This window comes from Mesorhizobium sp. M4A.F.Ca.ET.050.02.1.1 (genome assembly GCF_003997725.1).
Taxonomy (GTDB): domain Bacteria; phylum Pseudomonadota; class Alphaproteobacteria; order Rhizobiales; family Rhizobiaceae; genus Mesorhizobium.
In genome coordinates, this window is record NZ_RZSG01000082.1 from 1 (window position 1) to 13,403 (window position 13,403).

General features: G+C 60.3%; 14 protein-coding genes. 13 read left to right on the forward strand and 1 reads right to left on the reverse strand.

Going from position 1 to position 13,403, the window contains the following annotated elements; translation table 11 throughout:
- Together EOA33_RS08945 and EOA33_RS08950 are read left to right on the forward strand one after the other, a co-directional pair.
- Positions 1-996 (forward strand): TrbI/VirB10 family protein (locus tag EOA33_RS08945; RefSeq protein WP_145989091.1); only part of this gene is annotated, 996 nt, incomplete at its 5' end.
- Positions 997-1,008: 12 nt separating this feature from the next.
- On the forward strand, positions 1,009-1,251 hold the full coding sequence (locus tag EOA33_RS08950) for a DUF2274 domain-containing protein (protein ID WP_126057786.1): 243 nt from the start codon (positions 1,009-1,011) through the stop codon (positions 1,249-1,251).
- A 235-nt stretch (positions 1,252-1,486) separates the two neighbouring features.
- Here the strand turns inward: EOA33_RS08950 and hemN are convergent, their stop codons facing one another.
- Positions 1,487-2,836, reverse strand: a complete 1,350-nt coding sequence (gene hemN, locus EOA33_RS08955) for an oxygen-independent coproporphyrinogen III oxidase (protein WP_126059321.1) — start codon at positions 2,834-2,836, stop codon at positions 1,487-1,489.
- A 152-nt stretch (positions 2,837-2,988) separates the two neighbouring features.
- Between hemN and EOA33_RS08960 the strand changes: the two genes are divergently transcribed.
- From EOA33_RS08960 to EOA33_RS39695, 11 genes are all read left to right on the forward strand, one after another.
- Positions 2,989-3,732, forward strand: a complete 744-nt coding sequence (locus EOA33_RS08960) for a Crp/Fnr family transcriptional regulator (RefSeq protein WP_126057787.1) — start codon at positions 2,989-2,991, stop codon at positions 3,730-3,732.
- 496 nt (positions 3,733-4,228) lie between these two features.
- Positions 4,229-5,848: a cytochrome-c oxidase, cbb3-type subunit I gene (gene ccoN / locus EOA33_RS08965; protein WP_126057788.1), complete on the forward strand. Its 1,620-nt coding sequence runs from the start codon at positions 4,229-4,231 to the stop codon at positions 5,846-5,848.
- Positions 5,848-6,579, forward strand: coding sequence for a cytochrome-c oxidase, cbb3-type subunit II (ccoO, locus tag EOA33_RS08970; protein WP_126057789.1), 732 nt, complete (start codon positions 5,848-5,850; stop codon positions 6,577-6,579). The genes ccoN and ccoO overlap by 1 nt, the downstream gene beginning before the upstream one ends.
- Positions 6,580-6,590: 11 nt before the next feature.
- Complete coding sequence (locus tag EOA33_RS08975; protein WP_024502864.1) at positions 6,591-6,740, forward strand: cbb3-type cytochrome c oxidase subunit 3; 150 nt, start codon at positions 6,591-6,593, stop codon at positions 6,738-6,740.
- A 2-nt stretch (positions 6,741-6,742) separates the two neighbouring features.
- Entirely contained in the window at positions 6,743-7,606 is an 864-nt protein-coding gene (gene ccoP, locus EOA33_RS08980; protein WP_126057790.1) for a cytochrome-c oxidase, cbb3-type subunit III, read from the forward strand.
- A 166-nt stretch (positions 7,607-7,772) separates the two neighbouring features.
- A complete protein-coding gene (ccoG, locus tag EOA33_RS08985; protein ID WP_126057791.1) occupies positions 7,773-9,332 on the forward strand; it encodes a cytochrome c oxidase accessory protein CcoG in 1,560 nt (519 codons plus the stop codon).
- Positions 9,329-9,826 (forward strand): FixH family protein, encoded by a 498-nt coding sequence (locus EOA33_RS08990; protein ID WP_126057792.1) that lies wholly within the window; start codon positions 9,329-9,331, stop codon positions 9,824-9,826. The genes ccoG and EOA33_RS08990 overlap by 4 nt, the downstream gene beginning before the upstream one ends.
- On the forward strand, positions 9,823-12,096 hold the full coding sequence (locus EOA33_RS08995; protein ID WP_126059322.1) for a cation-translocating P-type ATPase: 2,274 nt from the start codon (positions 9,823-9,825) through the stop codon (positions 12,094-12,096). The genes EOA33_RS08990 and EOA33_RS08995 overlap by 4 nt, the downstream gene beginning before the upstream one ends.
- Positions 12,097-12,101: 5 nt before the next feature.
- Positions 12,102-12,257, forward strand: a complete 156-nt coding sequence (ccoS, locus tag EOA33_RS09000) for a cbb3-type cytochrome oxidase assembly protein CcoS (RefSeq protein ID WP_081714250.1) — start codon at positions 12,102-12,104, stop codon at positions 12,255-12,257.
- A gap of 681 nt (positions 12,258-12,938) precedes the next feature.
- Positions 12,939-13,214 carry a hypothetical protein gene (locus EOA33_RS09005; RefSeq protein WP_126063931.1) on the forward strand — a complete coding sequence of 92 codons (276 nt, stop codon included), beginning with the start codon at positions 12,939-12,941 and terminating at the stop codon, positions 13,212-13,214.
- A gap of 1 nt (position 13,215) precedes the next feature.
- The coding region (locus EOA33_RS39695; RefSeq protein WP_210212560.1) for a hypothetical protein at positions 13,216-13,403 on the forward strand (188 nt) is incomplete at its 3' end.

Genomic DNA, 13,403 nt, shown 5'->3' on the forward strand with positions numbered 1-13,403 from the left:
AAACCAACCGCCGAGGGACTCGATACGCTTCCCCATGACTATTCCGGCATGAAGCCAAAGCCTCCCGTCCTTGGGCTACCTTTGCCGGGCGACCTCGGCCGCCCCATCCTCGAGCGGCAGCGCCAGCTCGGCATCGTGCCGGGCCAAGACATCTCGGCCGAGGAGCAGCGTCTAGCGCAGCAGGCGATCGAAGCGCGTGAATCGCGGGTGCTTTTCCGCGTCGAAAATCGAGCTCAACAGACAGATGTCGGAGAGAGCGTGCAAACTGCTCAGCATCCATTTGAGGCGCTTCCCCAATCCGAAGCAGGACGCGCGTCAGCCTCGGTGGCGGCGGCGGAAGGCGACCAGAACAATCAGCAGCGAAAGCTTGATTTTCTCAGCCAGCGGAGCACTGGCGGGATCTACAATCCGCATGCGCTTCAGACGCCGATCTCGCCATATCAACTGATGGCTGGCAGCGTGATTGCCGCCAGCCTGATCACCGGCATCAATTCCGATTTGCCGGGCCTTGTCGTCGCGCAAGTCACCGAAAATGTGCACGACACGGTCACGGGCAACATATTGCTGATTCCGCAGGGCTCACGTCTTATCGGCGTCTACGACAGCGTCGTCGCGTTCGGGCAAAAGCGAGCGCTGCTGGTCTGGCAGCGCATTCTGCTGCCCGACGGCTCGTCGGCCGAAATCGACAATCTGCCCGCGAGCGACACCGCCGGCTACGCAGGGCTGGAAGACAAAGTCGATTTCCACACTTGGCAGATGATCAAGGGAGTGGCGCTTGCCACATTGCTCGGTGTCGGCACAGAATTCAGCCTCGGCGAAAACGAGAGCGATCTGGTCAAGGCGATCCGGGAATCAGCCCAGCAGAACGCCAGTCGAGCCGGCCAGCGCATCACCGAAAAAAACCTCAATATCCAGCCCACCATCGTCGTCCGCCCAGGTTGGCCACTGCGCGTCATCGTGCACAAGGACATCGTGCTGCGGCCATACGCCAGTTGAGCAGGAGTTATCATGGCTGACCTGAAACTTGGAAAACTTCCGGACCGAACAGCTTCGAAGATCACCATTACCGTCAGCGCGGAGCTGAGCCAAACACTCAAGGAGTATGCTGCACTTTACCGTCAGACCTATGGTCAGTCTGAAACCGTGGCAGAACTCATCCCTTTCATGCTGGCGGCGTTTCTGGAAGGCGACCGAGCCTTTGCCAGGGCCAGAAAAGAACGTCTGCCGACGGAGCTTGCCGGAAAATCGTGACTCCTCCGCTAGGGCAGCTGGAACATTGCCTAGCTGTCGCGACCTACCTGCTCCTCGCGAAGCATAGGATCAAACCCCTTGGAATGTAGGTATGCGCAAGAGAGGATGTGGAAGGAGATACCGCGCAACAGCCTAAGTTTGCATTTTCGATTTGATGCGGTAGTCGCCTATGAGCGGTCAAAACGAACGCAGCTGGTTCGCCGATCGACCAAACGGCGAGCGCACTGTGCTTTGCTCAGACCGCCACCGAGTGCCTCGCCGTTCCCCCTTTGAAATATGTATCGAACTTGGCCGCGATGGTTCGAATGAAGGGGCGACTTTCAGTCCGTACGAGGAAACTGTCACCATCGAATTCAAGCGCTCGGGCAGGATCGTGGAGTGCGATGGACCTCGAGCGATGAAGGAGCTGCTCGCCGGCTTTGCCGAACCGCTCCACCAGATCGACTGCCGAGAAGGCAAAATCACACATCAGCCGCTCGATGATCCAGCCACGGACGCGATCGTCGTCGGAAAGGGCAACGCCGCGGACGGCAGCCAACCCGCCATCCGCAACCATGCGCCCGTACCCGGCAGTCGAAGCCATGTTTTGCACGTAGCCTTGGCGAAAACGACCGATGGACGAAGGGCCAAGTCCGATCAGTGTCGGGCAGCGATCCTCAGTGTAGCCCTGAAAATTGCGATGCAAAACCCCTGCGCGGGCCGCTATGGCCAGCGCATCGTCGGGCTTCGCGAAATGATCGAGTCCTATTGCCTCATATCCCTTGGCGACAATTGCCCGCGCCGCGAGTTGAGATTGGGCGAAACGCTCAGTGGGACTCGGCAGCCATGCCTCGTCGATCATCGTCTGATGCTTCTTGAACCAGGGCACATGTGCGTAGCCGAACAGGGCCATCCGGTCTGGCTCCAAGGTCAGTGCCTGCGCCACCGTGGAACAGATCGTCTCGCGTGTCTGATTCGGGAGCCCGTAGAGCAGGTCCAGATTGACCGATTCGACGCCCCGCGAACGAACCCCGTCGACGACTGCCTTGGTCTGCAAAAAACTCTGCTCACGATTAATTGCTTTTTGCACTTGCGGATCGAAATCCTGCACGCCGAGGCTCGCCCGGGTTACGCCGATTTGAGCAAGTGCATCAAGGCGCGCCTTGTCCATGTCGTTGGTTTCGATTTCGATGCTGACCGTAGCATCCGGGAGAAAGTCGAAGCTGTCCCGCAAGGCCGCTCCAAGAGCAACCATATCATCGGGCCTCAGAATAGTTGGCGAACCGCCACCGAAGTGGATTGCACGGACATGTGCCTTGCCGCTCAGCAGACCGGCAATCGTGACGATTTCGGCATTCAGCGAGCGCAGATAAGCGGCCACCGGCTCATATTGGTGCGTCTGCTTGGTGTGGCAGGCGCAGAACCAGCAGAGCTTGTCGCAGTAAGGAATGTGCAGGTACAGCGAGATTTCGTCGCCGCTTTCCAGCGTCTCCAACCAGCCACGGTAAATGGCAGCATCGATCCCCGAATGGAAATGCGGCGCCGTCGGATAGCTGGTGTAGCGTGGGACGTTCTCGCTGAGTTTGACAGCTATTTCCGATTGCATCTCGCGTTCACCGTGTTGCCCGCCGGAACACTGCACGCATCGCTGAAGCAGACCCTGATCTCGATCAGCCGCGCTCATGGACAAACCGCCGCAGGATTTCTCTACCCTGGATGGGTATCCTGCCGGCAGTTAGGATCGGGTAAGGCGAACGCATGACCTTTCGGCAAGACATTCATAGTTCCGGCATTCCTGTTCTTTGCTTCCCTTGCGAGGCACGGCGTCGCGGTGTCTGCGGTGCGCTCGATCCAGACAATTTGGTTGGGCTCGCCAAGACTTGCTCGCGTCGCCGGATCGAGTCAGGAATGGAGTTGACCGGCGAGGCACAGAACGTCGACAGCTACTCCAACGTGCTTTCAGGCGTTGTAAAGCTATCAAAGAGCCTGTCGGATGGGCGCCAGCAGATCGTCGGTCTCCAGTTTGCACCGGATTTTCTGGGACGTCCTTTCAAGGTGGAAAGCTCGATCAATGCGGAAGCGGCAACAGCAGTCACGCTGTGTTCGTTTCCGCGAGCGGCCGTCGAACGGATGATGAAGGCGTCACGGGAATTCGAGCATCGCCTGCTCAAACAGACGCTGAATGAACTCGATGAGGCGCGCGAGTGGATGGTGACGCTGGGGCGCAAGACAGCTCCGGAAAAGGTAGCGACTTTTCTCCTCATGATGGCCCGGAATATCGATTCCAGTCTCGATGCGGCTTCCGGGTCGGCGTCCTTCGATCTGCCGCTGACGCGTGTCGAAATGTCTGATTTCCTTGGAATCACCAACGAGACCGTGAGCCGCCAACTGACGCGATTGCGGGCTGACGGGGTGATTCGGATTGAGAACGCACGCCATGTGACGGTGGACAGCATAAGCCGTCTGGAGAAGCGCTGTGGCGGCGGACGCGAGCGGCCCTAAGCGGCGAGGCCATGTCGCATGACTCCGGGGCGGGCCGTGTTTGCCTTTTAATGCGATGTTGCCGCGCCTTCGACGAAGCGGCGTCACGGTCGAGACAAACAGCTTTCGGGCTTTGATAGGAACGTGACCAATCGCCAGGTGTGTTTCGGCACATACCGGCGAAGCATGGTCCTTAATCTGCCACGGCTCGGCGGAACGATCGCGTTCGTTTCCAATGGGATCCGAACAACGTTTGGCAGGGCATCGGCAATAGCATCCAACGCGCGCAGGGCCTCAGCTTTCGCCTCAGCGATCGCGTCTGCGCCCGCCCAACCCAGGGAACGCCTTCCATGAGGGGGGTGAGCCCGCGCTGCGTTCCTCGTTCATTCGCCACCTGCTGATTGCGCCGCCGACACAAAATCTTGCGGCCTGACATAGATCAGGGCGAGGGGGCGGCGGCTGCGCGATTAGTGCGCTGCGGATTTGGCATCCACCAGATTCGAGATCGGGATCTGCAATGAAATTCGGCACAGAGATCGTCCTTCTAAGCGTGTTCGCTTTTGCGGCCCTGGTGGCCGCCGGCTTCGGCGTGGATGAACCTTTCCGCCGACACATGTGGGTGTTGTTCTTCGCAGTGGCTGGTTTCACTGCGATCCTGTTGCGCAACACGGAGTTCAAGCCAGCAGCTCCGATTGACCCATCCGCTTACATGGATGGTCCGATCCGCTACGGCGCGATCGCCACCGTGTTCTGGGGTGTCGTCGGCATGCTGGTCGGCGTGGTGATCGCGCTGCAGCTCGCCTACCCCGATCTCAACATCCAGCCCTGGTTCAATTTCGGTCGTTTGCGGCCGTTGCACACATCCGGTGTCGTCTTCGCCTTCGGCGGCAACGCGCTGCTTTGCACGTCTCTGTATGTCGTGCAGCGCACCTGCCGCGCCCGCCTCTTCGGCCGTGATCTGGCCTGGTTCGTCTTCTGGGGCTACCAGCTGTTCATCGTCATGGCCGCGACCGGCTACCTGCTCGGCATCACCGAGGGCCGCGAGTACGCCGAACCCGAATGGTATGTGGATGTCTGGCTGACCATCGTCTGGGTCGCCTACCTCATTCTGTTCCTTGGCACGATCCTGAAGCGCAAGGAACCGCATATCTACGTGGCCAACTGGTTCTACCTGTCGTTCATCGTCACCATCGCGATGCTGCATGTGGTCAACAACCTGTCCATACCAGTCTCGTTCCTGGGCTCCAAGAGCTACTCCGCCTTTTCAGGGGTCCAGGACGCCTTGACGCAATGGTGGTACGGCCACAACGCGGTCGGCTTCTTTCTCACCGCCGGCTTCCTCGGCATGATGTATTATTTCGTGCCCAAGCAGGCGAACCGGCCAGTCTATTCGTACCGGCTGTCGATCGTCCATTTCTGGGCGATCATCTTTCTCTACATCTGGGCCGGGCCGCATCACCTGCACTACACCGCCTTGCCCGATTGGGCGCAGACGCTCGGCATGGTGTTCTCGATCATGCTGTGGATGCCGTCCTGGGGCGGCATGATCAACGGCCTGATGACGCTGTCCGGCGCCTGGGACAAGCTGCGCACCGATCCGATCATACGCATGATGGTGATGGCCGTCGCCTTCTATGGCATGTCGACCTTCGAAGGCCCCATCATGGCGATCCGGGCGGTCAATTCGCTGTCGCATTATACCGACTGGACGATCGGCCACGTCCATTCGGGCGCGCTCGGCTGGGTTGGCATGATCTCGTTCGGCGCAATCTACTACATGGTGCCGAAGCTCTGGAACCGGCAACGGCTCTACTCGTTGCGGCTGGTCACCTGGCATTTCTGGCTGGCGACACTTGGTATCGTTGTCTACGCCGCGGTGATGTGGGTATCCGGCGTCATGCAGGGCCTGATGTGGCGCGAATACGACGAGCAGGGCTTCCTGGTCTACTCCTTCGCCGAGACCGTCGCCGCCATGCACCCCTACTATGTCATGCGCGCCATCGGTGGGGCCATGTACCTCTCCGGCGCGCTGATCATGGCCTGGAACATCACCAGGACCATCCTCGGCCACCAGCGCGAGGAGGAGCCGATGCCGAGCCCCGTCGCCATCCGACCTGCGCGATCAGGAGCCAGGTAATGGGCTTGATGGACAAACACGCAATCATCGAGAAGAACGCCACGCTTCTTCTCGTTGGCTCGCTGCTCGTGGTGACGGTCGGCGGCATCGTCGAGATCGCGCCTCTCTTCTATCTCGACAATACGATCGAGAAGGTGGAAGGCATGCGCCCCTATTCGCCGCTCGAACTTGTCGGGCGCAACATCTATATGCGCGAGGGCTGCTACCTCTGTCATAGCCAGATGATCAGGCCGTTCCGCGACGAAGTTGAGCGCTATGGCCACTACAGCCTAGCTGCCGAGTCCATGTACGATCACCCCTTCCAGTGGGGATCGAAGCGCACCGGGCCGGATCTCGCCAGAGTTGGCGACCGCTACTCGAATGCATGGCATGTCGCGCATCTTACCGACCCGCGCTCGGTGGTGCCGGAATCGATCATGCCGAGCTATGGGTTCCTGAAAGACACGCCGATCGACGTGAAGGATTTCTCAACGCATCTGGTCGCCAACAGGCTTGTAGCCGTCCCTTACACCGATGACATGATCGTCCACGCCAATGCGGATCTGGCGGCGCAGGCCGATCCCAATGCCGACACATCAGGCCTTGAGGCGCGTTACCCAAAAGCCAAGATCGGCGACTTCGACGGCAACCCGCAACAGGTCACCGAAATGGATGCCCTGCTCGCCTACCTGCAGATGCTTGGCACACTGGTCGACTTCAAAAATTACGACGAAGCCGCCGGCTACCGCTGAGGAGAACGCTGATGACCTACAATTTGATGCGGGCGTTTGCCGACAGCTGGGGCCTGGTTGCGATGGCGCTGTTCTTCGTGGGGTGCATCGCCTTTGCCCTACGCCCCGGCAGCCGAAGGCTGGCCGACGAAGCGGCCCGCATTCCGCTCGAGGACGAGTGATCATGAGCGACGAGCATATCGATGAAATCTCTGGCGTCTCGACCACCGGCCACGAATGGGATGGCATCCGGGAGCTGAACAACCCGCTTCCCAGATGGTGGGTTATCACCTTTTACGTCACCATTGTCTGGGCGATAGGCTACACCATCGCCTATCCAGCATGGCCTCTGTTGCACTCGGCGACGAAGGGTGTGCTCGGCTATTCCAGCCGCAACGAGGTCAGGAACGAGCTGACTGCGGCTGAGGCCGCCAAGGGCAAATATATCTCGGCGGTGGAGTCCAAGAGCGTCTCGGAGATCTCCGCGGACGACGGCCTGCGCGAATTCGCAATCGCCGCCGGTGGCGCCGCTTTCAAGGTCAATTGCGTACAATGTCACGGCTCCGGCGCCCAAGGTTCCAAGGGCTTTCCCAATCTCAACGACGACGACTGGCTATGGGGCGGCAAGGCCGAGCAGATCCAGCAGACGATTACGCACGGCATCCGCTTCGCATCCGATCCGGACACGCGCCTGTCGGAAATGCCGGCCTTCGGCGACATCATTACCGCCGACCAGATCGCACAAGTCAGCGCCTACGTGGCCAGCCTTTCCGGCAAGGTCCGCGATGCAAGTCTGATCCAACCCGGCGCCAAGGTCTTTGCCGAGAACTGCGTCGCCTGTCACGGCGACAATGCAAAAGGCAACAGGGAATTCGGCGCCCCCGACCTGACCGATGCGATCTGGCTCTATGGATCCGGTGAGACAGCCATCGCCGCACAGGTCCGTGCGCCAAAACAGGGCGTCATGCCGGCCTGGGTTGGCCGTCTCGGCGAGATCAAGGTCAAGGAACTTGCAGTTTATGTCCATTCGCTTGGCGGCGGAGAATAGGAATGGAAGTCCTATTCTTCGGTCCCCCCTGCCAAGCGGACGAGGCCCGGCGTGAGCCGGGCCTCGACACCATCCCTAATGCGATCTGCACAACCCGGCAAGGCTATCCTACCGCGAGGCTTTACGACAGGTGCCCCTGACATTGGCTGGGAAAGTGGAGTTGCACATGCGTGATAAGACGCAGTTGACACGGCTCGAAACAGAAACTGTCAATTCCGCCAAAACCCGCAAGCCGCTTTATGCCGCGCGTCAAAAGATCTTTCCGAAGCGCGCCTCGGGCAACTTTCGTCGCTTCAAATGGCTGGTGATGACGATCACACTTGGCATCTACTACCTGGCTGCGTGGCTGCCTTGGGCTCGCGGTCCATTTGCCCCGGACCAGGCAGTCCTGCTCGATCTCGCGAACCGGCGCTTCTACTTCTTCTTCATCGAGATATGGCCCCAGGAATTCTTCTATGTGGCCGGCCTCCTGGTCATGGCGGGCGTCGGTCTTTTCCTGATCACCTCGACTGTCGGCCGTGCCTGGTGCGGCTATGCATGCCCTCAGACGGTGTGGGTCGATCTGTTCCTCGTCGTCGAACGTGCGATCGAGGGGGACCGCAACGCCCGCATGAAACTTGACGCAGGTCCCTGGACCGCGCGCAAGCTCATGCTGCGTGTGTCCAAGCACACCATCTGGCTGGTCATAGGGGCGGCGACTGGCGGCGCCTGGATCTTCTACTTTGCCGATGCACCGACGCTGCTCGGCGAGCTCTTCACCGGCACTGCGGCGCCCGTCGCCTACATCACTGTCGCCGTCCTGACGGCTACCACCTACACGTTCGGCGGTCTGATGCGCGAACAGGTCTGCACCTATATGTGCCCGTGGCCCCGCATCCAGGCGGCCATGCTCGATGAAAATTCCCTCACTGTCACCTACAATGACTGGCGCGGCGAACCGCGTTCGCGCCACGCCAAGAAGGTGCTGGCCGCAGGCCAGCCCGTGGGCGACTGCGTCGACTGCAATGCCTGTGTCGCGGTCTGCCCGATGGGGATAGACATTCGCGACGGCCAGCAGCTCGAATGCATCACTTGCGCGCTCTGCATCGACGCCTGTGACGGCGTCATGGACAAGCTCGGCAAGGAGCGTGGGCTGATCGCCTATGCGACGCTCTCCGACTACAACGCCAACATGATGCTGGCGACTGCAGGCGGGTCCAGCTCAGTCAATCCATCGCTGATCAGGACCGCTGATGGCCTGTTCTCCGACAAGGTGGCGCATTTTCACATCCGCAAGATCTTTCGGCCGCGCACCTACGTCTACATGGGCTTGTGGTCGCTGATCGGCCTCGGCCTGCTCTATTCGCTGCTGACGCGCGATCGGCTCGAACTGAACGTATTGCATGATCGCAATCCCCAGTTCGTCACGCTGACCGACGGATCCATCCGCAATGGCTATACCGTCAAGCTGCTCAACATGATCCCCGAGCCGAGGACGATCGTCGTAACCATGCAGGGCCTTGAAGGCGCTGACATGGTCGTCGTCGGCGACGACATCCCCGCAGGCCGTTCCTTCGCCATTCCGGTCGAACCCGACCGCCTGAAAATGCTGAGGGTCTTCGTTCGCCAGCCGGCGGACCAGATCCGCGCTCCGGCACAGACCTTCAAGTTCCGCGTCGAGGACAGAGCCAGCTTTGAGTCGAACGAGTACACCGCCACCTTCAACGCGCCGGAGCCCCTCAGATGACTGCCAATGTACAAAAGCCTCGTGAATTCACCGGCAGGCACATGCTGGTCATCATCCTGGCCTTTTTCGGCGTGGTCATCGCAGTCAATCTGACCATGGCAACGCTCGCCAGCACAAGCTGGACTGGCCTCGTCGTCGAAAACACCTATGTGGCGAGCCAGCAATTCAACAAGAAGGCCGAGGAAGGACGGGCGCAGGCAGCACTTGGCTGGACCGGCAAGCTGACCATCGCATGGGGCGAAGTTCGCTATGGCCTCGCCGACGTCGCCGGCAAGCCGGTTCCCTTGCACGGCGTCAAGGTGCTGTTTCGCCATCCCGCGTACGAGAAGGAGGACAAGTCGGTCACCCTCGCACCCGCCTCGGGCCAGGAATTCGCAGCCCAGCACATGCCGAAGGACGGCGTCTGGATTGTCGAAGTCGACGCCGACGCCGGTCTGGACAAACCGTATCGCGACGTCCGCCGGATCATGATTTCCAATGGAGCGCTGCAATGAGTTGTTGTGCACCGGGCGCCGAAATGGCGCTTGATCTGGTCAACACCGGATCGGTCCTGCCGTCCAGCCAGGAGATCAGGCTGGCGAGCCGATCGCTTGGCGATGATCTTCACCAGACCGATCTTTCAGTACCGACGGTTCATTGCGCAGGCTGCATCCAGACGATCGAGACGGCGCTGGGAAAGCTCGATCGCGTCGAGAGCGCCCGCGTCAACCTGTCGACGAAACGGGTCTCTGTCCGGTGGCGTGGTGACGAGGTCCCACCGTTCGTCGTCGCGCTTGGGCGGCTAGGCTACCAGGCGCATCTCTTCCCTTCCGAGGTCGGCGACAAGGACAGGACGTTATCGGATTTGATCCGCGCGGTCGCGGTTGCCGGCTTTGCGGCGGGCAACATCATGCTGCTTTCGGTCTCGGTCTGGTCCGGCGCCGAAGGTGCTACCCGCGACCTGTTTCACTGGGTCTCGGCGCTGATCGCCATTCCTGCCCTCGCCTTCGCCGGCGGCATCTTCTTCCGTTCGGCCTGGAATGCTTTGCGCCATGGCCGCATGAATATGGACGTGCCGATCGCGGTCGGTGTTTCGCTCGCCTACGCCATGAGCCTCTACGAGACGATCAACCATGGCGATCACGCCTATTTTGACGCGTCGGTATCGCTGCTGTTCTTCCTGTTGATCGGCCGCACGTTGGATCACGTGATGCGCGAACGTGCCCGGACCGCTGTGAAAGGCCTGTCCCAGTTGGCCGCACATGGCGCCATGGTGCTGCGCAGCGACGGCGCGCGCGACTATTTGCCGGTCGGCGAGATCGAACCAGGCATGCGGTTGTTGATCGCAGCCGGTGAGAGGATCCCCGTCGACGGCAAGATCATCCAGGGAACGTCGGATCTCGACTGCTCGCTGGCCTCAGGCGAAAGCACGCCGAAAAACGTGGCGCCGGGCGAAGCAGTTCAGGCCGGCGTGCTCAATCTTACCGGCCCGCTGACGATTGAGGCGACAGCCGCCGCGAAGGATTCGTTTCTGGCGGAAATGGTTCGTCTTATGGAAGCCGCAGAGGGCGGCCGCGCGCATTATCGCCGGATCGCCGATCGCGTTTCAGCGCTCTATGCCCCGGTGGTTCATCTCACAGCCTTCGCGACGTTCCTTGGCTGGATGGCGGTGACCGGCGACTGGCACCGGGCGATAACCATCGCCATTGCCGTTCTGATCATCACCTGCCCGTGCGCGCTCGGCCTCGCCGTACCGATCGTTCAGGTGGTCGCCGCGCGGCGCCTGTTTGAGAACGGCATCATGGTAAAGGACGGTTCTGCCATGGAGCGCCTGGCGACGATTGATACAGCGGTGTTCGACAAGACCGGAACGCTCACGCTCGGCCAGCCCCGGCTGGTCAATGCATCGTCGATCGATCCGGCCATGCTGGCAGTCGCGGGAGACATGGCTACGCATTCCCGCCATCCTTTTTCAAAGGCCATAGCCGGTTTTGCCCATCCCGGCGGGCAGTACAAATTTGATGCCGTCACCGAGCATCCAGGGTTTGGAATCGAAGCCACTGGAGCCGGAAGCACCTGGCGGCTAGGCCGACGCGGATGGGCTGGATGGAGAGCCCGGACCGGTGGTGAAGGCAAACATGGCGGAACCGTGCTGACAAAAGACGGGTTCATTGTCGCGACCTTCGATTTTGAGGACGCGCTGCGCGCAGACGCCAAGGCGGCGATCGGGCAATTGAGCCATGCCGGGGTGTCAGTGGAAATGCTGTCGGGCGATACTGCGGGTGCCTGCGGTGAAGTCGCAGAAATGCTGGGTGTCAAGGACTTCGTTCCGTGCCTGCTGCCATCCGGCAAGGTCGAGCGCATCGAGACCCTGGCGAAAGACGGACACAAGGTTCTGATGGTTGGCGACGGCCTCAACGACACGCCGGCGCTCAGCGCGGCGCATGTCTCGATCGCTCCAGCTACCGCCGCCGACATTGGCCGCAATGCCGCCGACTTCGTATTCCTGCGCGAAAGCCTTCTGGCAGTGCCTCTCGCGCTGGACGTCTCGCGCAAGGCGGGACACCTGATCCGCCAGAACATCGCGATTGCGATCGTCTACAATGCGGTGGCAGTACCAATCGCCATCCTCGGGCACGCCACGCCTTTGTTAGCGGCGATTGCCATGTCTGCCTCATCGGTGCTTGTTATTGGAAACGCATTGCGCTTGCACGGCTTCGGGGCGAATGCGACGCTGCAAGTTATTCAAAAAGTCGGACGCTCCGCAGTCAGCTATTCGGCATAATCCTCGTGACGACGTTGCTCTATCTCATACCAGTGGCCCTTTTTCTGGGTGCACTGGGTGTGTCCGGCTTCGTCTGGGCATTGCGAAGCGGTCAATACGAAGATCTCGACGGAGCCGCCGAGCGGATACTAATTGATCGGGACGACAAACCGGAACGCTGATTTCAATCCGCTGTGCATAAGATGCGCGGATCGCGCTCGTCAGTCGAGCCGGCTCGGTCGGGAACAAGCTGTCCATGCTCCATGCTCCATGCTCCATGACCATCTTGACCTAAGCTGCACACTACATTTGTGAAAAGCCTCTGTCGTGCGAAGGACTGCCTCCCATTGCACCCAGTATGAGGCGGCTGATGCCACGAGAGTACCTCGCGTGGCCGGACGAGAGCTTGGCCATGTGCGCACGGGTTCCAAAGTGGAACGTCACGGTCGATCACCTGACCGTGAACCGCCAGTGCCGATTGGTCATGTCTGGCTGATCCAGATCAGGGTCATACTCATCGGTGTGTTCTATTGACCAGTCTTCGACGGAGAAATGCATGACTTACGGAAAGATTGGTCGTCATTATCAGCACCTTCACGGTTCTGGGTTTTCTGTCGTGTGGTCGGCCATGCCTTGTGCTTACGGCGCAGCCATTAGCTGACCGGCGTCGTGTGTATCTCGCTTGCTGGCTGACCATCCGCGTGGCTGCGCGGACACGGGGGCCGATCAACAGCTTTCGCCTTTGATGGGTTGTGTGCGTCGAAAGTGGCCTTCTTTGGGCTGACTTCGTAGAAATGTTCCAGGGCTCGCATCCAGCGCCGAAGATCCTCGTGATGTCAACGTGCTGCGGAGCATCATCGGGGTTGGGACGTGCGTTTTCGAGATCGATCAACCGTCCGAAGTTGATCATTGGTTCGAGTGACGCGCGCTATTTCGACGACTATGTCGCCGCGTGGGCTTTGCTCTATCGGCGACTGAATTGCAAGGACATCGACATCGAAGCCATGCAGCAGGTTCTTGATGAGATATGCGCGGTCGTGGATAAAAGTTTCCGCTACCTTGGCTGGGATGACGAGAGAGAGCGCTACGTTCGATACCCTCGCAAGAGAGCCCGCTTCGACGTCGTGGAGCGTGAGTAGTATGCGCAAGGGTTCCAGGTGGAATGTGGCGATCGATGCGGCGCGGCCGTGGCTGACCAGCGTCGCGAGTGTCTCGCTTGCTGGCGGCGATCTGCGCGGCTGCGCGGCCAAAGGGCGGGATCGGTTAGCCGCATCCACCTCTGAGCGCTTTGAGTGCTTCGTTGCCGATCGATGCGAATCTCCCGGCCC